Annotated in this window: 23 protein-coding genes; 9 read left to right on the top strand and 14 right to left on the bottom strand. The window is 37.2% G+C overall.

Translation table 11 applies throughout. From position 1 onward, the window contains the following. Window positions 1-9: 9 nt before the first annotated feature. Complete coding sequence (locus DOK79_RS06190) at window positions 10-954, top strand: helix-turn-helix transcriptional regulator (RefSeq protein WP_206854706.1); 945 nt, start codon at window positions 10-12, stop codon at window positions 952-954. Window positions 955-1175: 221 nt separating this feature from the next. After that, window positions 1176-1841 carry a hypothetical protein gene (locus DOK79_RS06185; protein ID WP_206854708.1) on the top strand — a complete coding sequence of 222 codons (666 nt, stop codon included), beginning with the start codon at window positions 1176-1178 and terminating at the stop codon, window positions 1839-1841. Here the strand turns inward: DOK79_RS06185 and DOK79_RS06180 are convergent. From DOK79_RS06180 to DOK79_RS06150, 7 genes are all read right to left on the bottom strand, one after another. Further along, window positions 1838-2494 (bottom strand): hypothetical protein, encoded by a 657-nt coding sequence (locus DOK79_RS06180; protein WP_206854711.1) that lies wholly within the window; start codon window positions 2492-2494, stop codon window positions 1838-1840. The genes DOK79_RS06185 and DOK79_RS06180 overlap by 4 nt on opposite strands. A gap of 307 nt (window positions 2495-2801) precedes the next feature. Beyond that, window positions 2802-3968, bottom strand: a complete 1167-nt coding sequence (locus tag DOK79_RS06175; protein ID WP_206854714.1) for a carbohydrate binding domain-containing protein — start codon at window positions 3966-3968, stop codon at window positions 2802-2804. A gap of 390 nt (window positions 3969-4358) precedes the next feature. Then, entirely contained in the window at window positions 4359-5174 is an 816-nt protein-coding gene (locus DOK79_RS06170; RefSeq protein WP_206854716.1) for a MetQ/NlpA family ABC transporter substrate-binding protein, read from the bottom strand. A 10-nt stretch (window positions 5175-5184) separates the two neighbouring features. Next, window positions 5185-5865, bottom strand: coding sequence for a methionine ABC transporter permease (locus DOK79_RS06165; protein WP_206854719.1), 681 nt, complete (start codon window positions 5863-5865; stop codon window positions 5185-5187). After that, window positions 5840-6583 carry an ATP-binding cassette domain-containing protein gene (locus DOK79_RS06160; protein WP_206854721.1) on the bottom strand — a complete coding sequence of 248 codons (744 nt, stop codon included), beginning with the start codon at window positions 6581-6583 and terminating at the stop codon, window positions 5840-5842. Before DOK79_RS06160 ends, DOK79_RS06165 begins: the two co-directional genes overlap by 26 nt. A 699-nt stretch (window positions 6584-7282) precedes the next feature. Beyond that, a complete protein-coding gene (locus tag DOK79_RS06155; protein ID WP_206854723.1) occupies window positions 7283-7546 on the bottom strand; it encodes a hypothetical protein in 264 nt (87 codons plus the stop codon). Between the two features lie 17 nt (window positions 7547-7563). Next, window positions 7564-8646 carry a radical SAM/SPASM domain-containing protein gene (locus DOK79_RS06150; RefSeq protein WP_206854726.1) on the bottom strand — a complete coding sequence of 361 codons (1083 nt, stop codon included), beginning with the start codon at window positions 8644-8646 and terminating at the stop codon, window positions 7564-7566. Window positions 8647-9282: 636 nt separating this feature from the next. Between DOK79_RS06150 and DOK79_RS06145 the strand changes: the two genes are divergently transcribed. Further along, window positions 9283-10884, top strand: coding sequence for an ABC transporter ATP-binding protein (locus DOK79_RS06145; RefSeq protein WP_206854728.1), 1602 nt, complete (start codon window positions 9283-9285; stop codon window positions 10882-10884). 111 nt (window positions 10885-10995) lie between these two features. Here DOK79_RS06145 and DOK79_RS06140 read toward each other — a convergent pair whose 3' ends face one another. The 4 genes from DOK79_RS06140 to DOK79_RS06125 all read right to left on the bottom strand — a co-directional run bounded on the left by DOK79_RS06140 (window position 10996) and on the right by DOK79_RS06125 (window position 16030). Continuing rightward, window positions 10996-11823: a class I SAM-dependent methyltransferase gene (locus tag DOK79_RS06140; protein WP_206854731.1), complete on the bottom strand. Its 828-nt coding sequence runs from the start codon at window positions 11821-11823 to the stop codon at window positions 10996-10998. A gap of 425 nt (window positions 11824-12248) precedes the next feature. Next, a complete protein-coding gene (locus DOK79_RS06135) occupies window positions 12249-13574 on the bottom strand; it encodes a 6-phospho-alpha-glucosidase (RefSeq protein ID WP_206854734.1) in 1326 nt (441 codons plus the stop codon). A 23-nt stretch (window positions 13575-13597) separates the two neighbouring features. Beyond that, window positions 13598-15181 (bottom strand): PTS transporter subunit EIIC, encoded by a 1584-nt coding sequence (locus DOK79_RS06130; protein WP_206854738.1) that lies wholly within the window; start codon window positions 15179-15181, stop codon window positions 13598-13600. A gap of 57 nt (window positions 15182-15238) precedes the next feature. Beyond that, the gene (locus tag DOK79_RS06125) at window positions 15239-16030 is read right to left on the bottom strand and encodes a carbohydrate deacetylase (RefSeq protein ID WP_206854741.1); all 792 of its coding nucleotides are present in this window, start codon (window positions 16028-16030) and stop codon (window positions 15239-15241) included. A gap of 156 nt (window positions 16031-16186) precedes the next feature. Between DOK79_RS06125 and DOK79_RS06120 the strand changes: the two genes are divergently transcribed. Next, window positions 16187-16900 carry a MurR/RpiR family transcriptional regulator gene (locus DOK79_RS06120; RefSeq protein ID WP_206854744.1) on the top strand — a complete coding sequence of 238 codons (714 nt, stop codon included), beginning with the start codon at window positions 16187-16189 and terminating at the stop codon, window positions 16898-16900. Window positions 16901-16990: 90 nt separating this feature from the next. Here the strand turns inward: DOK79_RS06120 and DOK79_RS06115 are convergent, their stop codons facing one another. Together DOK79_RS06115 and DOK79_RS06110 are read right to left on the bottom strand one after the other, a co-directional pair. Next, window positions 16991-17194 carry an RICIN domain-containing protein gene (locus tag DOK79_RS06115; RefSeq protein WP_206854747.1) on the bottom strand — a complete coding sequence of 68 codons (204 nt, stop codon included), beginning with the start codon at window positions 17192-17194 and terminating at the stop codon, window positions 16991-16993. Continuing rightward, the gene (locus DOK79_RS06110) at window positions 17163-17726 is read right to left on the bottom strand and encodes a TIGR00730 family Rossman fold protein (RefSeq protein ID WP_206854749.1); all 564 of its coding nucleotides are present in this window, start codon (window positions 17724-17726) and stop codon (window positions 17163-17165) included. The genes DOK79_RS06115 and DOK79_RS06110 overlap by 32 nt, the downstream gene beginning before the upstream one ends. A 68-nt stretch (window positions 17727-17794) precedes the next feature. Here DOK79_RS06110 and DOK79_RS06105 point away from each other — a divergent pair, with 68 nt between their 5' ends. The 4 genes from DOK79_RS06105 to DOK79_RS06090 all read left to right on the top strand — a co-directional run bounded on the left by DOK79_RS06105 (window position 17795) and on the right by DOK79_RS06090 (window position 21854). After that, on the top strand, window positions 17795-18112 hold the full coding sequence (locus tag DOK79_RS06105; protein WP_206854755.1) for a MazG nucleotide pyrophosphohydrolase domain-containing protein: 318 nt from the start codon (window positions 17795-17797) through the stop codon (window positions 18110-18112). Between the two features lie 82 nt (window positions 18113-18194). Continuing rightward, complete coding sequence (locus tag DOK79_RS06100) at window positions 18195-18950, top strand: MurR/RpiR family transcriptional regulator (protein WP_206854758.1); 756 nt, start codon at window positions 18195-18197, stop codon at window positions 18948-18950. A gap of 139 nt (window positions 18951-19089) precedes the next feature. Next, complete coding sequence (locus DOK79_RS06095) at window positions 19090-20397, top strand: PTS sugar transporter subunit IIC (RefSeq protein WP_206854760.1); 1308 nt, start codon at window positions 19090-19092, stop codon at window positions 20395-20397. 17 nt (window positions 20398-20414) lie between these two features. Continuing rightward, entirely contained in the window at window positions 20415-21854 is a 1440-nt protein-coding gene (locus tag DOK79_RS06090) for a 6-phospho-beta-glucosidase (protein ID WP_206854762.1), read from the top strand. A gap of 54 nt (window positions 21855-21908) precedes the next feature. Here DOK79_RS06090 and DOK79_RS06085 read toward each other — a convergent pair whose 3' ends face one another. Beyond that, window positions 21909-22937: an FUSC family protein gene (locus tag DOK79_RS06085; RefSeq protein ID WP_206854764.1), complete on the bottom strand. Its 1029-nt coding sequence runs from the start codon at window positions 22935-22937 to the stop codon at window positions 21909-21911. 470 nt (window positions 22938-23407) lie between these two features. Between DOK79_RS06085 and DOK79_RS06080 the strand changes: the two genes are divergently transcribed. Then, window positions 23408-23857 carry a hypothetical protein gene (locus tag DOK79_RS06080; RefSeq protein ID WP_206854766.1) on the top strand — a complete coding sequence of 150 codons (450 nt, stop codon included), beginning with the start codon at window positions 23408-23410 and terminating at the stop codon, window positions 23855-23857. Window positions 23858-24327: the final 470 nt, after the last annotated feature.

Raw genomic sequence — 24327 nt, 5'->3', positions numbered from 1 at the left:
GGAAATGTGATGTTTAGACCAAACGATATTTTTACCCCCAATCCTAGTCAACAAGATATTGATACAACGCTAAAGGAAATGACCGAACATGGTGATAGTTTGTTTCCAGTAGCTGTTCACTATACGAACCACCCGGTACACCAGGAAAATATGATCCATCCCCATTGGCATCGAGAGCTGGAGATTCTTTACGTCTACCGCGGACTCATGGAAGTAAAAGTAGAAGGTTTATCTTACGTTGTTCGAGAAGGGGATATTTTGTTTATACCTGCGAACCAATTACATGAAGCTCTCAATTATCAAATGAATGCCTGTGCTTTTTTTGCAATCGTGTTTGATGCGTCATTCATCGAAAGTCGGATTTCTGACCATATCCAACAAACCTATCTTGATCCGTTACTTCATTCAATGGAGCAATCAACCATCCATTTTACAAATAATTGCTCTGATATTTTAGCTATCCAACAACTCATTATCACGATCATCGATACTTTTGCCTTGAAAGAATCACGATTTGAACTGACGATCAAAGCCCAATTGTTACTACTGATCAAACATTTTTCGCGTTACAGCACACAAGTAACTCCTGCAAAATTAGTTGACAGTAAAAAGAAACTCAATACGTATCGCTGCAAAAAAATCATTCTATACATTGAAGAAAATTATCAAAGTACGATCACCCTTGAAGCAATCAGTAGTCATATCGGCTACAGTAAAGAACATTTCTGTCGCTTTTTTAAAAAACATTTTCGCATGACCTTCTTTACGTATTTAAATCAAATGCGAATCAAAAAGGCAGAGTACTTACTGCTGCATTCAGATTTGAAAATTATCGATATTGCATTGGAAGCCGGTTTCGATGATCCTAATTACTTCACTAGCCTATTTAAACGAGAAACACAAATGACTCCGTCAAATTATCGGAAAAAAATGCGCGAGTTCACTAGTATGTGAGATTATTTTCTATTTATGCAGTAGAAGAAACTAGGATAAATCTCACAAATGGTTGCTGAATACAAAAAATAGCGACTCAAAACTTTTTTCAAGTTTTTGAGTCGCTATTTATTTTGTTGCTATTTCTTACCATAAATAACGTTCTAGATTCTTCTTTACTTTAAAATATCGGTTGTTATAATAATGTGTGTTCATACTATATTTATCAATTAGGAGTTAATGTGTATATGGAAAATAAAGCTTTTTTAGCAGTTAGTAGCTTGTTTTTTTTGTTTACGTTAGCAAGTTGCCATTCAATAAATGACACGATGCCACACACAAAATCTTCAGTAATGACTACTACCAAAACGACTGCCACGGAATCATCTACACCATCGTCTGATCCCTCGGACTCAAAGAGCGAACCATCAAACGATACGACAACGATTCACGGACTAAACGATCCAGCCACGATATCTTTAAATGGAAAACCTGCAGTTACGATCGAAATTATCAAAGCCAGTGCCCAAGCTAATGATATCATTCAAGAACAAGAGTACTTAGCTTACCCTATGGATACTATCATTAGACTTGATATTCGCATGACCAATCACTCAGTAAAAGATTTTAATAATGGTTCGAAGTTTTACAGAAACTTTGAGATCACTACAGAAGATAATATCCATGTCGATCCTACATTACAGAACCAACCAGATGATCAGCCGGCAACTGATGCTTTGGAAATAGGCTCTACAGGAGTTGTCCAAGCTTACTTTGTATTAGACGAAGAGATGAAAAACACTAACGTTCAAACAATTAATATCGAATACTATTATCTACGTGATTTACTTAACCCGAATAGTCAAGATTTTCGTTCAATCAAATTCAAGCTTCCAGTGACACATTAATTTTCGATGTTCATCACACGGATCAATTCCTTGATATCTTCAGGATTACCGGTAGGGATATTTATCCGTTGTGCATTATTGAGTATATTTTGTTCTTCTTCCTTCAAAATAGCTTGATCATCTGGCTGTTGGAAATGACTTGGTACAGGATAGTAGGTGATTGAGCCATCGTGATTACTGGAGTAAACGATACCACTTTGATAGCCATATTTTCCTGATATCATGACTGTCTCATTCGGAAACGTCAAACTACTTTCATCATAAGGATTGATCGGTGATCCTGCTGGCGCACGTCGGACATTAAGCTCAAATTCATTGTTCGCGAGATCAGACTTGTAGTTGGTTCCCATGATCGTCAACCAAACTCTGGCATACTCGATTTGATCATCCGTATAACCGGCTAAGGGATTTGTCTCTTCGATCATTTCAGAAGAGGTTGTTGTCGTGATGGTTGAACTAGTGCTAGTAGAAATTTCAGCCGATTGACTGCTAGATTCACTCGTTGCTGCTTGAGACGACGAAGCTGTTTCCTGTGTTTCCTGTGTTTCCTCTGTCGAATAGTCTGAAGAAGCACTTTTCTCATCATTTGTTTTTCCACCGCATCCAGTAAGAATAAATACAGCTACCATAATTAATACCATTGAAGATTTCATAACCATACGCCCTCCTTTTTCATTACAATAACATTGTAACGTATCTCAGGTAAACGCACGAGTAAATGAGGTATTCTCTGAAAATTACATGACGGCTACATTTTCTCCTAAGTAATCAAAAAATAAGGCAGTAACCATGAAAGAATTCATAGCTACCGCCTTATTTTAAGAATATGTTTCACCCACCTAACACCGAATAAACGGTGTGCCAGAAGTTGACCTTCAACACTAAACGAAAAAATGATAAAAGATAAACATACTTTTCAATTTTCTAGCTTACGGCTCAGGACAAGACACTACTCTTTCTCTATTCTACTTCAAATGTTGCTAATACTTGGATCAACTTAGCCGAACCACCAGGAGTGCCGCTGCGTAGTTCCACTGAAATCACATCTCCGGATTTAAAATCAGAAGATTTACTTACTTTGATACTATCAGTTAACTTCTCACGTACAGATGAATAGTATGCTTTGCCTTTGTAGACTTCAGCAATGTATTTGCCATTTTTATAGATCATCATTCGATTTTTTCCTTCAAAACTTGCACGATCGAAATCAATATCTAGTCGGCTTCCTGATAATTTGATGTTCTTTACCGCATGATCTAATAAAGAAGTGTCAACTGCTAAATCTTCTTCTAACGTGATCGACTCTAATAAACGCTTGCCTGTTGAACTATGACCAGGTGAGTTTGGTGCAGTATATACTTCGATCACTTGTCCTTTGACTCCGGAAATACTACGACGGACTTGAGTTCCGCCATCCTTTTTACTTGTGAAGGAATAGTAAGCTTTGCCTTTGTATGTTTCAAAATGATAGCGGCCATCCACGTAGACCATCAATCTTTCTGAGCTATTAAAACGTTCTGAATCTAAGTTTAAATACGCATACGCTTCACGATCTTGTGTACCTAAAGTCAATAAGTTCGTTTCTGTTTTTTCTGGTTCTACTTGGATATTGTCAAATTTTGCCCAACCGTTTCCTGTTGAAGAAAAACGAAGAATGTATGTATTTTCTGTTGCAGGTGTCGTAAACGTAAATTCTCTACGTGTCCAGTTCTCGTTGTTGTGGGCTGTTTCTTCTAATGAAACGAATCCTTCATCATGATTCATCGTACCGAATTCAACTTTCGCTGGGAAATCAGCACTTCCTGCGACATCATAACCAAATGTATAGGTCGTGTTTGGCTTCAATGTCAAATATTGATGAATGTTTTCTCCATATGTTGCGACCACGTACTTATTTCCATTTAATTCTTCGATCTTCGGATTTTGTGTCCCTGGATTCGATACGATCCAGTTGTTCAATCCATCATTGAAATCGCCGTTTTTAATTGCTAACTGCTCTTCTACCTGACTACTGATACTGGCCAAGTCACCTGTTGATTGACTTGTCGCAAATGTTACCGCTGGTCCTCCTAATGTAAGTAGTAACATGCTTGCTGCTGCAATTTTTTTCAAATTGTTTTTTTTCATCTCAAGCTCCTTATAGATTTTTTTGTAGCGAATAGTTCGTTATACAGTGAACTGTAAAACATAATCTATCTCGCCCTCTAAAAATACTAACTGAAAAATTAGACAATAAAAAAACATTTTTTTCTGAAAAAATATATTTTTGGATACATAACAAAAAAATAAAAACGCCTACTGTAAAATAACTTGAAGAAACAATGCGTACTGACCAAAAGAATGCGGATTTATCATGTAAATTGGTCCATATATTTTTTCAGATAAAATAAAAAGATACGACCGAATGTCGTATCTTTTTCACTTTGATTATAGAAATCACCCAATAAGGACGATTCATTTGTACATAACAAGCCACGCTGTTACTTACATCATTATTTGTTATAGTTCGCACGTTGTTTAAAATGCTGGGATATTTGAACCTTTTGTATTGTTCTTGATATAGTCAGCGACTTCTGGTGTTGTCATTGCTTCTTTCAATACCTTGATTTTCTCGCTGTCTTTTTCTTCTTCTCGAGTAACTAATTGCAATGCATAATGTTTGCTTGCTTCTTCATCCTCTAGTAATAAAGCATCTGCTGTCGTCAAGTTTGCTGGTTCTAGATAAGCTGGATAACAGAAAACCATAGCGATATCACTCTCATCATAAGCTTTGACCAAATTCAAAAGATCAATACTTTCAAAATTAAGATTTTTAGGATTCTCTACAATGTCTGCTACTGTCCCATCAAAGCCGACACCATCTTTCAATGTAATAATGCCATTCTCATTCAAAATCGCTAACGCACGACCTTCATTTGTTGGATCGCTAGGGATGCCCACTTTCGCATTTTCTGGCAAATCATTCACATCATCATATTCTTTGGAATAAAACCCGCCGGCAAAATAATAAATTGGTTGAACGGCTACTAGATCCGCATCTTTTTCTTGATTGAAGCGTTCCATAAATGGCTCATGTTGTGCAAAGTTTGCATCTGCTTCATTATGTTGCACCGCATCATTATAAGCAACGTTATCACTGACTTCCATGATATTGATCGTATAGCCTGATTTTTCTACTTCTTTTTTGGCAATTTCTAAAATATCTTTTGATGATTCCAATTGCACGGCTACAGTGATTTCTTTCTTGCTTTCTTCTGTCTCATTGCTTCCCCCACAGGCTGCTAAGACAAGGACACTTGCTAAAGCTAACGTGAATAAATAAAACTTTTTCATGATTTTTCTCCTACTTTCGTTTATCTAATGATTGTGCAACAAAATTTCCTAACATTTGCAAAATGAAGACCAAAGCGATCATGATCACAATGGCAACATACATCACACCATATTCATACCGTTGATAACCAACACGTACAGCAAAATCCCCAATTCCGCCGCCACCTACGACGCCCATGACAGTGGAAAAAGAAATCATACTGACTGTCGTCGTGGTATAAGCTAACACTAAGCCGCTTCGTGCTTCCACAAATAAAAAATGCCAGATATATTGAAAACGAGAGGCACCTAATGAATTTGACAGCGCATAGATTTCTTCAGGTACATCTAACAATACTTGTTCAACTAAACGAGCAAAAATCGCTACTGCGACAATGCTCAGAGGAATGGATGAAGGAACTGGACCAAACGCCCTTCCTAAAATCGCGCGTGTCACTGGGATCAAAGCAATCACTAACAGGAGGTAAGGAAACGAGCGAACGACAGTCACGATGAAGTTGAGTAACCAGTATAACCAAGGATGGGCCCCTTTTGTCCTTCTGACCTTAGGATTCGTCAAGTACAAGCCCAAGCCGGCTGGCAATCCTCCCAACACACAAACGAACATGGAAATAGCCATCATGATGCCAGTTTCTTTCAAACTATTGATTAAAGACGGCCAATATTCAATAAGTGCTGTTGGTAGGTTCATCAGACAAACTCCTTTTTATTTTTTCAAAATAGGTTAGATCCTCTTCCTCATACTGTTGCGGGTCATTCGTCAATTCACCGATCAGATGGCCATTCTCCATGACCAAGATTCGTTTACATAAGCGTTTAACGGTTTCAAGTTCATGACTAACAAAAAAAATAGTCGGTTGGAACTCTTCGTGTGTTTTATGTAGTAAACGAACGACACTCTCTGTATTTTCTTCATCTAAAGAACTGGTGGCCTCATCACAAAGTAACAAATGCGGATCTCTACTCAATGCTCTTGCGATCGAAACCCGTTGTCTTTCGCCACCAGAGAGTTTGACCGGATAGCTATCTGCTTTATGACTCATCCCAACAAAATCTAATAAGTCATTGATTTTTTTAGGGTTTTTCTTTTTTTGCAGTTTTAAAGGAAGTGCGACATTCTGATAGACACGTAGGTTTTCAAGCAAATTATGATGTTGAAAAATCATGCCTATTTTTTGTTGCTGTTGCCGTAATTCTTTTTTTGATAACGACTGGACGTCTACACCATTTAGCTTGATCGTGCCTTCAGTAGGCGTTTCCATCAAATTCAATAAGCGTAATAAAGTCGATTTGCCAGAACCGCTTTTACCAACGATCCCGATCACTTCTCCTTGTTCTACTGTAAAACTGATTTGATGCAGCGACTTGGTCTTATCATATTGCTTCGACACATTTACTAGCTCAATCACATTTTTCCTCCAGTCTATAAAGCAATTCCCAAAATTAATACAAAGAAAAAAACTGTATCAATTCCACTGTTTACCAAAGATTGCTTTACTTTTATAAAAAAGCAAGGCAAATGCAAAATCTTCTGTTTTTATAATCCATTAAATGGAAGCAAAAAGCAACTTTTTTACTCACCAATAAATATAATCTGTTTTTATTTCTGTACCATTAAAAATTGAAAAATACGATGATGCTTGTCACAAACAGATCGCAAACCTTCTACTCATTTGTTTTCGTTTTTTGTATCGTTAACATATAAATATTTTTTTACAAAAAGAATTTTTCCCTATCCTATTTTTATTCAATTAGAAAAAAATAAGTAAATGTACATCAGCGAAAGATGCTATACTCTGGATAACGGATAGTTACATAAGTTATAAAATATTGATTTATTCGTTATCTTATATTGTAACAAAAAAACAGGTTGTTGATAAACGAGCGAATGAAGACTATCCGAATACAACTAATATGGATGAAAAGAAGTAGCACTAAAAATTATTTGGGGAAGTAATTCTAGTGTATGGCATCCATATAATGTGCATGACGTGCCACATTTAGTAGCCACAAGAGAGGTCAGAGCAAAACTGTTCTGCCTCGAAAAAAATAAGCAGAGGCCCAACGATTTTATGGGCTTCTGCTTATTTTTTTCGATTAAACGATGGTCAAGTTTCTGTAATGATTCCATTCATCTTGAGTACAGCTAAAAATTCTTCTACATACCCATCTTTTTCAGCATCTGTAAATTCTTGATCTAGACGATATTTATTTCGCACAAAGGCTTTTATTTTCTCTTTTGTACACTCATCCTTTAGCAAATCAAACACGTCGATTGATACCTCATTGTCCAATATAAAACGTTCATCTTCAATCATGATATATAGATCATTACCCATTTTTTCATAAGTGATATTCTCGCTAAGTTTCATATCTCTCACTCTTTTCGTTATTCATTGGTACAGCTGCGAACCATTTGATGCTTTAAGGTTTCCTTGATCAAGGTACATTCCGCATCATCTACACCATGGATATCGTTCGTTGCATAATAATGATGCGCTCGACATCCGCCACCACATAAATATCGGAATGAGCAGTCGGTGCATTTTGATAATCGATCAATGCTTTGAGAGCGAATCAATTCAATGTTCTCTTCATCAAAAATAGCACTAAGTTGCTTTTCCCTGATATTTCCCAGTTTGTAATCAGCGGTTTCTAAAAGCTTACAGGCAAAGATATCGCCTACAGGATTGATTGCAAATTCTCCAACACCCAGACCGCATGACTCCTTGATTGAAAAAGGTTTTAAAAAAGGAGAGCGGGTCTCGTTCTTTTCTTTTAACTCGATTGCCACTCTTTCCTTCTCAGTCAAGGAAATCTCTGCCATTTTTGCACGTCCTAGCTCGCTGAAGCCTCCTAATTTATAATTGATATGATTCTTCTTTAAAAAGTGAATGGTTTCGTCAATCTTCTCAAAATTGTTATTTGTAATAATCGTATTGACTGAAATGTTAGGATATTTCAAGTTCAATAGATTTTGGATTCCTCTCATTGCGAGGCGATAACAGCCTTTTCCTCTATTTTTGTCATTTTCCACTTGATCGATCGAATCTAAACTGATGGTGATCGAATCACATCGTTCCGCTAAAAATGCTGCATCATTGGCATTTCGTAACAATGTGCCATTGGTGATCAAGCCGATAGATAGACCAATTTTTTTGGCATAGTCGATATATTTTAATGCATCTTTACTTAAACCGACCTCCCCTCCAGTGAAGACAATATTCTTCACGCCACAATCTTTCAATTGATTGAGTACATCGATCCATTCAATAAAACTTAAACTATCTTCGTACTCCTTTTCAGGACTGGCTTCCGCATAGCAGTAAACACATTTCAAATTGCAACGATGTGTCATCACCAAATAAGCGGTTTCCGGTATCGTATAGGTAGCTTTTTCTACTTCTAATGGGTCATCTAAAAGGATTTGAAAAAGATTCATCTTTTTTTGAGTTGCTGTTCTTAAATTCATGTAATCTTGCTTTCTTATTTTGCTTAATTCTTCTTGATCCACTAATATCCACGTACTTCGCGAGACATTATGTACAATAAATTCTTCATTGAACTGATAGGCATAAAGATTATCATTGATTCGAATAAGATCACCTCATTTTTTAAGCCGAAAAACTCATTTCTACCACGTAAAATAAGTACTCACCCGCTTTTTCCTTTCTAAAAACGGCGAACACTGGAAATAAAAACCCTTTCAAAAAAGCTGAGAACTACAAAAATTGCACAAACAATTCTCGTAATCCTCAGCTTATTTCTCGAGACAAGACAGGTTGACCTTGTCTCATTCTCACTTACGATCCTTGACCTGCGATAATACCACAAGAACATGGTGCGGCATAAGTACCTGTAATTTTCTTCAACTCAGGTTTTTTAAACATTTGCACCCCTCCTTTATTTTATGTATTGATGACGAACGTCAGCAAAAGATCATGGAACAACAGATAATCCATTAAGTTTTATAACAGTTTCTCTGTACATTACATAACCTCAAACTATGAAAAAAAGAGAAAACGGGATATTCACTTTTTTTCCTAAATAAAGTATAATCTTCTTTATAATCATTTGTCAATCATGTACTCAAGGAGTGTAATAAAAAATGAAGTTTCTCACAAGAAAAGGTTATAATTACCTATTTATATCAATGTTATTAGTCTTAGTAACCGTACTAACCACTTTGATTGCGCCATTTATCTTAAATAGTATCAATAGTTATGAAATTAATGCTATTTTTCCTATTATTTTCCTAATAATCGGTGCCATGTCACTCTCTTATATTTTTCAAGTTGGTTTGATTATTTATCGAGAAAATTTTGCAAAAAAATTCAATTTGAACTCATTTTTTGATTTATTAGCTAACATATATACCTTGAAATTTGAGAAATACATCAAGTTAGAATCAGGAAATCTAGTCAGTCGAATGTTTCGAATTGTGGATACGACTTATCTGTTTATGACAACAAGTTTCTTTTTAGTACTGAAATCGGCCATCTCTATTCTCATTGTGTTAGGTATCTTTTTTTCACTCGATTCAGTTATCTTCCTAATCACTCTTCTTTTGATCCCAATTAATCTTTTTTCTTATCTCTTTATTAATAAAACACTGAATGTAAGAATCAAAACGATGCAAGATGAAAATGCTCATGCGCAAAAAGATTTGATTTTGCTCTTAGGTAATCCAGAACAATTTAAGATGTTACCTAGCTTTGATACCGTCAAACAACTAACTTCAAATACACTCAAAAATATGTATACAAGCTTGGCAGCAACAAATAAATTCGCTCAAATCACTAGTTACACGGTTTCATTTATCAATCAGCTTTCACAAAATATTATTTTTATCACGATCAGCTACTTAGTCTATAATCAGCAACTTCAGTTGAACAATATGATGGTCGTCAGTATTTTGATGCCTATTTTCTTCACGGCACTTTCTGATTTATCAAAGATCAATGTCGATTATCGAACGGTCGTAGCGAATCAACAATTTGTTCAAGAAAACTTAGAATTACACCAAGAGAGGTCCTCTGGCACAGCCATCGATCAGATCACCAGCATCAGATTTGCCAATCCGCAAATCACGATGGCATCAAATGCCAAAAGAATCCATTTATCGTTAACTGAAACGTTGCATTTAGGCGATATTTGTTATATCGAAGGTCCTTCAGGTTCTGGAAAATCGACCCTCATAAAAGCAATCTTAGGTTTTTATGAAAGCAAGGATCTCTTTATCAATGAGTTGCCGATTGAACAACTGGACTTGAGTTTCATCAGAGAACAGATGACTTATCTTTCTCAAACCACGCTGCTCTTTTCAAATACACTTGAATACAACATCACTCTCGGTCAGCCGATTTCAGATGAAAAAAAAGAAGAACTGAGAAATTCATCCCTGCTTGCACCGATTTTTAAAAATAAAGACTGGGATTCTTTGATCATTGACAATGGCGCAAATCTTTCTGGCGGAGAAAAACAACGCGTGTTCATTGCCCGTATGATGCTCCAAGACAGCAGGATCTGGATTCTAGATGAAAGCACGAGTAGTATTGATAAAGACTCTGCGGATGCTATCTTCAAAACACTCATTGACGTACGTAAGAATAAAATCATTTTATTCACCTCCCATGATAAGGAGAATAAAAATTTTGCCAATAAATTCATTCAAATCTCCTCTCATGTTGAGACGATCGAATCATGCTGATCACAAATCTCCGCAAAAAAGAAATCCCCAAAAATCAAACTAAAGATTTTTGGGGATTTCTACTTGCCTCTTAAGGACGATCTTTGCTATTTCAAATTCAAAAGAAATTCGTTACCCTTTCTTTTCTAACAATACTGCTAACGTTGGCGAATCCTCTTCATAGTCAGTCCCTTTTACATCACCAAAAAAACCACAGACAGCAAAACCCGAAGCCGCCATTTCGGCTTGCAACGTTTCCTTTGTAAAATACGTCATCCACAAATAATAATTTTTGAATTCATTTGCAGTAAGAATCGTTGTCTGTTCTAAAGTGACTCGTTCATTGTATTTTGTATTATACTGCAATGCAACGTGAGGTTCTGCTGTCCAAAAACCTCCGTCTGGACAAGTATCCCATACTTGTTTTTCTTCAAACAGTTGATAGCTTGCCATAGAAAAGACATCCAATAAAACTTTTCCGGTTGGTTTTAGATGCTGATAAATCTTTTCCAATAATTTTTTTCTATCACTCGTTGATAATGCGCCAAAGTCACAATAGATCATCGTGATGATGTCGTATTGTTTGCCTAAATCCATCTTTAAATAGTCCGCATAATGGTAAGTGATCGGTAAGTGTTGGCTTTCCGCAGATTTTCTACCGTAAGAAATGGATCGTTTAGAAAAATCAAGCCCCGTCACTTGATAACCTAACTGACTAAATTTTTCTGCATAGATCCCTGGACCACAGCCGATATCCAGTAATGTCGGATAGTCTTCTGGTTTGAGCATTTGATTGATCCAACGAACAGATTCATCGATGAATTGGGCTTTTCGACTTGCCCCTTCAAATTCAGGATCAAGGTGTGCTTGAAGCATTTGCTTCGAGATGTGCCGATCATCCCAAAAAGCTCCTTTCGTTTGTTGATAAAGTGTTGGTTTGCTTAAAAGTGTTTCAATCATTGTATCCATCTCCTCATTCTTTTTTATAAATTCAAACAAAAGAAAAAAGCCGTAGATTTTACTCTACGGCTTCCCTGCATAAGGCGAAGATGCGAGTAAAATAAAATCAAATACATAGGTACGCTAAATAAAGCTGGATCTCAGCTCAATTTTTTACCTATTGAATTGATTTTATTTACTCGCTTCCAGTCATATCCATGTTACTGATTTTATAACATCTGATATGCCGGATTCATCACCTTTTTCTGTTGAATTGATAAATATAGCTTACCAAGAATAACCAGAAATGTCACGATATTTTACTATGGTGACATCGTATTTACTATTAAAAGATTTATAAATATCAACTAAATAAGAACTAATAGAACTCTTTTAGTCAAAAATGAAAGCAGAAAATATAACAAACTATTTTCTGCTTTTATCATTTATTTCAAAGTCGGCCAGAACGCTGTATTCGCTTCATACAATTCATCCAATACTTTTTTACCTGTCTGATAATCAGGAATGGTTTTATTCAGCATCACTGCTTCTAATGCTGTTTGATAAGAACCAGAAAGTGCGGCATCAACTGTCAATTTTTCGTAAGCTTTCTGCATCTCCATCAAGCCTTTTTGCATCGTCGGAATCTCACCGATATTGATTGTTTCAGCACCCATTGCGCCAACATAAGCGGGTGTCTCGATCACCGCTTCAGCATCAAAATTTGAAATCGCCCCGTGATTCTTTTTATTGACTGTAAAACGTTCTCTCGTATTATGGATGATCGCATAGGCAATATCAACAATATAATTACCATGGACCCCCGCATGTAAGGAGGAATCTTTAGCTGTTCCCGCAGCAATTACTCTACGACATTCCTCATAAATACGCTTCTCACGTCCTTGCATCACATAATCACCACGAGTAAACGTAGGATCATCATGTGACACCATTTCATCGGGTGTCAAATAGTACTGTAAGTAGCAATTCGGGAAATAATCAGGGAACCGTTTGAATAAACGAATCATCTGTTTGTAGGTGTCGATCCAATATTGATCACCGACCGTCTCATCATTAGACATCAATAACGTATCGATTTTTCCACTTAGTACATCTTCTCGTAGTTTTGGTAATAGATCTTGCCCCTTTTCATCGATGACATTCGTCCACCAACCAAAATGGTTAAGTCCAAAATACTTGAATGTCAGATCTCGCAAATCTTTATTGAAGTACTTGGCAATCGCTCCCTCGATCGAAATCGGCATATCACAAATACACAATACTTTCGCATCAGGAAACTCGCGATAAATCGCTTCAGACAAAATCGCTTCAGGATTTGTATAATTTAAGATCCAAGCTTCTGGACAAATTTCTTTCACTTTGCGAATAATCTCCAAAACGGCAGGTATCACACGTAACGCAAATGAAAAACCGCCTAAGCCACAAGTTTCTTGCCCCACGACTCCATTGCGTAAGCAGATTTTTTCATCAATTGCTCGCTGCTTATTCAAACCTGGACGAATCTGCATAAATAGAAAATCTGCACCTTGTAACGCCTCGTCAATGTCCGTAGTAAAAGAGACGTTTACTTTTGAACCCGTTTCATAATAGTACATTTTTGTGTATTGTCCCAATAATGATACGCGTTCTTCATCATTATCGTATAAGACCAACTCACTTAAATTCAATTCTTCCGCACGTTTTCGCAATACTTCTAAAATACCTGGTGACTGCGTGGAACCGCCACCGATCATGACAAATTTATTTCCCATTGATTTGTTCCTCCAACTTTCTTTTACTGTGCTTGCGTAGTAGTTAAATAATTTAAATAATCTTCGACTTTTTCTCGCTCTTTTTCGACGCCCATACCAATGACGATTTGTATATGTTTGCCTTTATCGACAATTCCCGATGATTTCACTTTATTATTTAAAATAGCCATGTCTACCTTTGTCTCATCCTTCACATCTACCCGCAGACGAGTATAGCAATTCATCATACTTGCGATATTTTCAGGCCCACCTAGACCTGCAACGATGTATTGGATTTGTGGATCGAAAGTGTTAGCTACCACTGGTAGATCCATCGTTTGTTCAACGTCCCCCTCTTCAGACGATTCTTCTACATCTTCGGATTTTTCTCGCCCTAATGTCGGAATATCCAGTTTTACAATAAGTGTTTTGAATACAAAATATTCCAATGCTGCTGTGACAATAAATACGAGCGGAATCAAATATTGTCGCCCTAAATGTGCTGGAAAGGCGAAGCTATTGATAATCATATTGATTCCTGTATCAAATTGAATACTGATACCTACTAAGTTCGTGATCAACATACTTAGCCCATAGACAACGGAATGAGCGAACCATAGAACAGGTGATAAAAACAAGAATAGAAACTCCAATGGTTCTGTTACACCAGCTAGAAAAGCCGTAGTGACTGTTGGAATCAAAATGCCGGCAACTTTCTTTTTATTCTCCGGTTTCGCTGTTTTCCATAAAGCAAAGGCAATACCAATCGGTAAGGAAATCGAACCAAAGTTGGCTAAGTAACCAATTGATGGATGCATCGACGTAATCTGACTTGCGTTTCCTAGTTCAGCTAACCAGATATTGAATGCCCCATTGTACATTTCTCCAGCAATTTCTGCTGTTCCCCCCAGCGGTGTATAAAATAGCGGCATCCATAGAAAATGATGTAATCCTAAAGGTAACAACATCCGATTTAAGAACCCATAGAAGAAAAAGCCAAGAGCACCCGCGGTAGTCGTTGTGCCTACCACTGCCTCAACCAGATGATTGATGATCGGCCAAATGTAAGTGATACCCATTGCAAATAAGATCGTCGCAAAGAGAATCAAGATATAGACTGACTTTGTACCTGAATAAGGCGAAAGATATTTATGTAGTTTGATCTCGCCAAATCGATTCACCATAAAGCCAACAAAAACGCCAAGAAGAATCCCTAGAAAAACGCCCATATCTGTGACTTGAATACCAAACACCATTCCTTGTCCGGTTCCGTATAACCCTTGATCCCCCGCCTCAGCTAATGTATTGGTCACTGTCAGCCAAGCATTGTTTGCATAAAGAAACAATAAGTAAGTGATGATCCCTAAAATCGCCGCATCTGTTTTGTATTTTGGTTTTGCCAAAGCCGCTGCTATGCCCACACAGAAGATGGCACTTAACTGACCAATCATCCCTCCGGACAAAATACTATAAACAAAATTGCCCACATTTTTTGAGAACGTCGGCATCATCTCCAGACTAAGAATGGCACAGACCGAAAGGATGATACCTGTGACAGCCATAAACATGACTGGTTGGATAATTGCTTTTGAAAATATACTTGCTGATTTCATAAACTTTTCCCGCATCTTTTTCTACTCCTTTATCGAATAATTTACAGCTTTCAGCCAATCGAACATGTATCATCAAGACTGGATGTTGCCATAGTGATACATGGTAAAATCTTGTGTCTCTAATACCTGCTTTAACTCAGTTGAGCAGAGAATCGCCACTTCCTTCACTCGTTGCACATTGAAAGAAGAATGAAAATAAAGGATCTCGTCCACATAAGCTGGGTGGACCATCAGCTCTGTTACTTGTCCTTCTTCAACTTGATTTAAAACGCCTTGTATCTCAGCTAGGCATTCTTTCTTTCTCGAGGCAAAGGTAGCGTCTAAATTTCGGATTTCTTGATGATCCATTAAGTCCAAAAAGCCAGTGATTGCTTTTTGACAAGGAAGTGCTAGCTGTTCTTCCAGTCCAAATGCGTTTCTAAAACACAATTGATATTTCTCTGCAATTTTTGTTGTAATTTCGTAGTTCTCACGAAACGTATGCACATGGTGATGGCTATCCAAATGGGTCAAGTTCACGCCGTTATTCAGAAGATAGTCGATTTGTGCACACCATTCCTCGAATATTTCCGCATCCTCCATTTCATTTCGCTTCTCTTGGTATTCGTTCAAATTAAAAAAGTTTCCTTGCTCATCAATAAGAGAGTTACTTGAAAGCATAGGTTTTCCGCAAGTTAACACAAGATGCCCACCCACACCAAGCCCAGCATGCTTCTTGGCTAATTGAATCGCTTCATCGCTACCAGGCATGTTGGCCATCAAGGTAGTGGAAGTTAGTACGCCATTTTGAAAAGCTTCAATAATACCCAAGTTCACCGCTGGCGAGTAACCAAAATCATCGGCGTTGATAATAATTTTTTTCATCGTCAATCCTCTTTCATTAAAGAAATTACTTTCACTAAGTTATTTACTTTATTTATGTATGTAGTATAATTTACCAAGATAGCGCATACAACGCTTTTAAGACAAGATGATTGAACTTTCTTACTTTGAAAGTACTTTCAGATAAGGAGGAGAATTATGGCGAATATTTATTACTGTAATCGTTTATTTCCCAATAGCAATTTACGAAGTGAAGATGAACAAATCATCGAAAGTATGATCGAGCGAGTGAAAAACAAAAAAAACAGTGAAATAAAAACAATTGCCGAAGAAAATTTTACCTCCCAATCATCCATTAGCCGTTTAGCAAAACGAGCGGGTTTCAATAATTACAAAGAACTGATCTTTTTCTTAAAAACTGAATTTTCTATCGTTGAAAAAAAGCAAGAAACGCCATTACCTTTTGTTCAGACACTTCAAGATTGGGATGTCATCGACCATTACTTCGAAAAAGCTTTCGAGTCAAAAAAAATTTACTTATTTGGAGAAGGTTTCTGTCAATTTTTAGTTGACTATACGTATAGAAAATTACTGCTGAAAAAAGTTTATGCCATTGATCTTGAAGGAGTAGAAATCAGCCTCGTTTCGGACGAAACACCACATACTCTGATTATCTTTTCCCAATCTGGAGAGAACAAACGAGGATTGATCAAAATGAAAGAATGTAAAAATTATGGTGGAAATGTTATTGCAATAACCGCCACAAAGAATAGCAGTTATGCGAAACAGAGTGACTTATCTTTTATTGTGGATCGTGAAAACACGGGCGTTGATTATGAAAATCAAACTCTGAACTACTTTTTTGGAAATACTTTAAATTTAATGGAGTTCTTGATCCATCGCTACACATAAAAACCTTGTTGCTAAAAAAACAGCTAGGATCACCGTGACAAAAACACGTTGATCCTAGCTGTTTTGACTAAAACGATCTCGATTGTTCGCTTACTTTAGTGACCATTGGCTTTTCCATGCGCCAGAATGAATCGCACTAGCTTCTAAATAGCCTAAATCATTTTCTGTGTGAATGACTTGGTTTGGTTTCCAACGATTGACGAGTCGTGTATAGCCTTCTACTGTTTCTTTTGTCCACTGTGCGCTGAATACTTTCCTATATCTATTTATACTCCCTGATTTTCGGTGGAACATACTGATCCACAAACGGCTGAATCTCTGTCAGTGTGTTCGCAAACAAAATTTTATCGAAATCTTCTTTAGTCAAAAAGCCTTGATTGACCATGGCTTGATACTGTTGCTTCAGTGGATCGAAAAAACCTTGATGATTCATCAACACACATGGATTGACATGCTGTCCAATCCTTCCCCAAGAAATCACTTCCGTAATCTCTTCAACCGTTCCAGGTCCACCGGGTAAAGCGATATAGACATCTGATAATTCAATCATCTTTTGTTTCCGTTCGTGCATGGTCGAAACGATCATCAAAGAGGTGACATCTTTTTTAGCGAGTTCTCGTTTTGCTAGAAAGTCCGGCATGATCCCTGTTACTTTCCCACCAGATTCAAGCACTGAATCAGCAATGATCCCCATCAAGCCCGCATTGCCACCGCCATAAACTAACTGATACTCATTACTGCCGATCCACTCACCTAATTTTCTCGTCACTCGTTCATACTCTGGGGAATTCCCCTTACTTGCTCCGCAATATACTGCAACGTTCATCTCTGTGACCCCTCCCAAGTTTTTTCCAGCTTATGCTATTATATAATTGAAAGGTGGTTATCCTCAACATGAACATCAAAGATTATAATAAATGGGTAGTTGAATTTTATAAAAAAAGAAATTGGTACGACTATGATCCATTTATCCGTATCGGCTTTTTAACAGAAGAAGTTGGCGAAGTATCAAGAGCGGTTCGAAGCCTCGAAATCGGCAGAGATCGCCCGGATGAGTCTGTACAAACAACCGAATTTTACAAAGAAAATCTGATGGAGGAATTGGGCGATGTGCTGGATAATGTGCTGATTCTTGCTGATAAATATGGACTGACCTTTGAAGAAATCATTCATCACCATCAACAGAAATTAGAGAATCGATTTAGTGAATAGGTCTTATCTCCTTTCAAGAATTCTTACAAAATCCCTTCTCATCATGCTATACTCTAAAGAAAAAGAATCTTGAGGTGAACACATGGCTATCTTTGAAAATCTCAGCTTAAATAAATTGTCTTCTGTCGAACAAGAGATTTATCGATTTATCGTTAATAACCTCGAGAAAATACCTTATATGCGGGTACGAGACATCGCGACAGATGCGCATGTTTCTTCGACCTCAGTCTTTCGCTTTATCCAAAAAGTTGGCTTTGATTCATTTCCGGAGTTTCGTTTTTATATCAAAAATCATTTAGAAAAAGCCCACTATGAAACAGATGAAAAACAAGTCAAGCTAGAGGAACGAATCGGTCAGTTGAACATGACGATTTTTCATCCCGACATTGAATATCAAATCAAAAAAATGGCAAAAACATTGCAGCAAGCGGATTTTATTCTGTTTATGGGCATGGGGGCTTCAGGGGCATTAGCACAATATGTCGCACGAAAATTAGCAAATATTGGTTATTTTTGTATCAGTTTAGATGAACTGACTTATCCCATTCGTAGTTTTTTGCGTAAGGATCAAAAAAATGCATTGGTCTTTTTGAGTGTTTCAGGTGAAACAAAAGAACTGATCGAAGTCATTTCAGGATTAGCTCATGCTGATAGTGTGCATAAATATTGTATTACTGCGCATAAGGAAAGTTCATTGGCACAGTTATGTGATTATTCGATCGACTATGCCATTAAAGAAGAACGCAAAGATATCTTTCTTGATTTGACTAGCCAACTGCCTGCCATGGCGATTCTTGAAACACTGATCGGTTACCTAGAGGAATCAACCTGCCAATAGAACCGACTTGGAACACTACGTTCCTCCCACGAAATAATTTTCATTGTTCCAAATTTTTATCCTAAATAAGAATGCGCTTACTTTTCTTTTGCACCTTTCGCTATAATGAATGCATCATATAGCGAAAGGTGTTATTCTTATGCAAAAATTTAATGATTTATTAGATCGAAGTCTTGTTCCGATTGCAACACGGTTAAACAACCAGCGACACATTGCAGCCGTACGAGATGCATTTATGCTTATTTTTCCATTGACGATTTCTTCATCATTAGTGATTTTAGTCAATAATATTTTATTTTCAAAAGATAGCTTTATCGTGCAATTATTTCAACTTTCACGTATCTTTCCAAATTTAGAAAGTGCGCAACAAGTCCTTGCTTCTGTAGCCAACGGAACGATCAACATCATGAGCTTGTTTATTGCGTTTTTAGTCGCTCAGCTTTTGGCGAAGCACTTTGAAGCGGATGCCACCTTAGTTGGATTAACGAGTGTCGCTTGCTTTATGATCTTCTATCCTACTTCTTTTTCGGTCGACGAAATGAACGTTATCAGCACCCAATATTTAGGGGCTCAAGGTTTGTTTGTGGCGATGATTGTCGCTTGCTTAGTTGGAGAATTCTTACCGAAATTATTCAAAGTCAAAAAATTACAAATCAAGATGCCAGAACTTGTTCCACCAGCTGTTTCTCGTTCTTTTTCTGGTATGATTCCGATCATCATCATCGTTGCTATGGCAGCTTTGATCAATTTCTTCGTCTTGATGATTGCACCAGAAGGGATCAACGAGTTGATTTATGCCGGTATTCAGACGCCTTTGCGCGATCTAGGTGGAAATGTGGTTGGCGTACTCCTTTTAGCGTTTATTCAAACGCTGCTATTTTCTATCGGTATCCATGGTCCAAACACGTTGAATGCTGTTCGTTCAGCGATCTTTACCGAACAAGACTTAGCCAATCTACAATTTATCAATGATGGCGGTTCACTGTGGGACGTCCCTTTCAAAGAAACTTGGGGCATCTTGAACGATATGTTTGCGAATATGGGTGGTACTGGTATGACCCTAGGCTTGATCATTGCGATTTTTATTGCGTCAAGAAGACCCGAACATCGAGAAATTGCCAAACTGTCTTTCGTACCAGGTATTTTCCAAATCAATGAACCAATGATCTTTGGTTTACCGATCGTCTTGAATCCAATCATGATCATTCCTTTTGTTCTAACACCAATGGTCAATATTCTTGTTGGTTATTTCGTTACAGTAGTATGGCCGATCATGCCCTCACCGGCGATTGGTTTACCGTGGACCACACCCGGAATCATCAATTTGTTTTTAGGAACGGGTGGTAACATCATGGGGATCGTTATCGGGATTCTATGTTTAGCCATCTCCATTTTGATCTATCTACCTTTTGTCATTGCTTCGAACCGCGCACAGCGTACAGAATAATCGTAGGAGGATTTATTATGCTTAGAGAATTACCAAAAGATTTTTTATGGGGTGGCGCGATCGCTGCTCACCAGGCAGAAGGCGCTTGGAATATTGATGGACGGGGCCCAAGTATCGCTGACGTTATGACTGCTGGCGGAAATGGGATTCCTCGAAAAATCACTAAAGGCATCCTTGAAGGAGAATATTATCCAAATCACGAAGCGATTGATTTTTATCATCGCTACAAAGAAGACATCCAATTATTTAAAGAACTAGGATTAAAATGTCTACGTACCTCGATTTCATGGAGTCGCATTTTTCCTACTGGTCAAGAAGAAACACCAAATGAACAAGGGTTAAAATTTTATGATGATCTTTTCGATGAGTGTTTAAAAAATGGAATTGAGCCAGTCGTTACGTTGTCTCATTTTGAGATTCCTTATGCCATTTATGAAGATTTCGGTGGCTTTACCAATAAAGCGGTTATTCCTTTATTTGTAAAATTTGCCAAGTGTGTCTTTGAACGTTACAAAGACAAAGTCACTTATTGGATGACCTTCAATGAAATCAATAACCAGGCAGATGGGCAAGAACCAGTACATGTTTGGACCAATTCTGCGATGATCATCGAAGAGGGTCAAGATAAAGAAGCGTTAGTCTTCCAAGCAGGAGTCAACGAACTGATTGCCAGTACTTGGGCTGTCAACGAAGGGAAAAAGATCAATCCTGATTTTCAGATCGGCTGTATGATGGCTTATGTCCCAATCTATCCTTATTCTTGTGCGCCAGAAGATATGATCGCTTCAGTCAAAGCGAACGAACGTCGCTTCTTCTACAGTGATGTTCATGTCCGTGGCGAAATCCCTACCTACACGACGAAATACTGGGAACAAAAAGGGATCACGATCGATATCAGTGAAAACGAACGACAACTCTTACGTGAAGGAACAGTTGACTATATCGGTTTTAGCTACTATATGTCGGGAACGATCACAACACTTCCTGACGTAGAGGGCAATCAAACAGAAGATATTCCTTCCGCTAAACTTGTTAAAAATCCTTATATCACTGCTTCTGATTGGGGATGGCCCATTGATCCTGTCGGGTTGCGCTATGTATTGAATACCGTATATCAACGCTACGATCTTCCGCTATTTATCGTTGAGAATGGTTTCGGCGCATACGACCAGTTGACGGATTCAAATGAGATCCATGATGACTACCGAATCAATTATTTAAAAGAACATATCGAACAAATGAAAAAAGCAGTGATCGAAGATGGTGTTCCTTTATTAGGCTATACGCCTTGGGGAATCATCGATATCGTCAGCTTTGGCAGCGGTGAAATGGAAAAACGCTACGGCATGATCTATGTCGATAAAGATAATACCGGCAAAGGAACTTTGCAACGTCTGAAAAAAGATTCTTTTGCTTGGTACCAAAAAGTGATTGAAACGAATGGCGAACAGCTTTAACAATCAAAAAAAGAAAAGCGATCCGACCTCAGTGTCGTGACCGCCTTTCTTTTTTTATGCTTCGTATTTTTCTTTGACAACTGCTAAATAATGTTGTAAACCGATATTCATCACCCAAGCTACACCTAGACCGATGAAACTGCCTATGACGATACCGATAAAACGATACTCGATCAATGAGATCAAATAGGTGTTCCTGACCAGTGTCGAAAGCATCAAGGCCATGGGATTCAAGAAGATATTCGCTACTGCGTAGTTTCTAGCGACTAGAAATTGTGAAATGCCATAAAGAAGAGTAATCAAACCTATTGTTTCAAGCTGCGTAAATGGGATCAATGATAGCACCGCAGATAAACATAATCCTAGCATCGAGCCGATCAAATATTGAACTTGTCGATGTTTCATGGCATCTAAATTCTCCGCTAATAAAATCGAGGCACAAGACAGTGTCAGCCAATAAGGGTTTTTCATATTCAAGCCATGACTTACGTAGACTGAAAGAAACAATGCCGCGCTATAAAAAATCGAATCAATGATCACTAAAGGTTCTTGATGAAACCGTTCCTTCAGTGATACCTTGATCACTTCCTGTTCTGGACGTGAATCCAATTTCTTCGTAAGAAATGCGGCAATCAAGGAGAATACAACACCCATGAAGAAAAAAGTAGCTGCTGTCGGCAAATGGGAAAGCGGAATCGACATACTCGTACCCATCGCCGCTAACATCGCAAAGAATAAGCCTCCGGGTTTAGAAATATGAAACAAACGTAAAATAAAACGGCTGAAAAACGCCACGGCGCCAACAGCAAAGGGTTCAAGCCAGATGACATAAGTAGACAACAACCCTAATGTAAATGCCAGTAATAAGCCACAGCCAATCAAAAACATGCGCTTTAATAATTGCTTCATTGGAATGTTCTGGTAGTAAAAGAATGTAAAGATCCCTAGAGAGGAGAAACTTGATATCAAAAAATTGTGATTGATGTAGCCAATCCATAAAACGAGAAAGATCAACACCATCAAGTTCATGATACGATATGGATTATCTTGGATTTTGTTAAATGTAAAATAGGATTTAACCATAAAAAACCTCCTTATTTTGAAATGTGTATAAAAATCGTTTTCGCCTTAAGGATGTCTTGTCTATTTAGATGAAGATCAAAGAAATCGATCAACTATTGGATGTGAAAGGAGTTTTTTCAAAGAAAAATCAAAACGAGTTTACTTTGTCTAGTATAACACCAATTTTCATAGGTTAAACAAGCAGAATTTATTATAAATTATTAAATAACGATCATATTATTATAGTTAATTAATAATAACCACCATTATTTGTAATAAACAAGCGAGTTTTCACTATCTAAAATTAAAAGCTTTTCATCTACGCAAAGAATTTAGGAAATCTACTTTATTTTTTTGTATTTTAAATTTATACTATGAAAGAAATCATTTTTAATAACAAAAAAAGATACAAATTTATTGTTACATAAAGTTTTATTGATTTTAAATCAAACACATAAGTTGGAGAATCTAGAAAGGATAGAAGTAAGGAAATGAAGAAAATTATTTTGATCATTAGTAGTTTATTTGGATGTGTCGGCTTATTTTCTTTTGTTCATTTTTTGAATTCTCCTGTTCGAGATGTTACCTCCAAAGCTGAAATGACCCAAAATGACGAAATTAAAATGGAATATGTTCCAACAAAAAAGCAGTTATTGAAAAGCATTGGTGATTCAGTCGATTTTTTAGGCATCTACGAAGTTACAGAAATCAATTTTAATGATACACCACATATCATACTAACAAAAGAAGAGGAAGACGAACTATCTTTTGAAATCAGAGTGACTGATCCAAAAGAACAATCGTTCTCGATTCCAGCAATAAAATTCTCTCCACAAAACATTCATGTCTCTGATACATTTGGCATTGCTAAGAAAAATGATCATTACTTTGCCTATAAAAATAATGTACCCCCAGAAGGAGATCCTTACAACACACGTTGATATTGATCTTTCTCATACCCTCCCAGGGTACATTGATATTGATCTATGGACACCAGTTAACAAACTGAAACGAGCGTTCATTCTCTTGTTTCAGTTTGTTTTTTTGCATTGTTTCCAATAAATTATTAACCAGTTTATGTGTTTATTTTCTCTTGCGTTATTTAAAATAACAGAACCTAACAAAAGTTATTGTTATTCCTGAAATTTGAGTGTCCCACCAAGTTATCCACAGTGGATAACTTACCGTTTCTCTCTGCTTGTCCACAGAAAACTGTAGATGTTCTTTGAATGGCTGATCATCCTTTGAGCGTGACGATTAACGTAAGTAAAATTGACAATAAGAGAACTAGCAGACTCCCTCTCGATTGCTCTACATAAATAAGTATGGTAATGACACTTGTCACGATGGCTGGATAAAATTTTTCCCTTTTTCTCATACGACATCCCTCTTTAACCACTAGTATGCCTTA

This window comes from Enterococcus sp. DIV1094 (genome assembly GCF_017316305.2).
Taxonomy (GTDB): Bacteria; Bacillota; Bacilli; order Lactobacillales; family Enterococcaceae; genus Enterococcus_B; species Enterococcus_B mangumiae.
The sequence above is the reverse complement of the archived record's forward strand: the minus strand, read 5'-3'. Positions and strand labels throughout refer to the sequence as shown.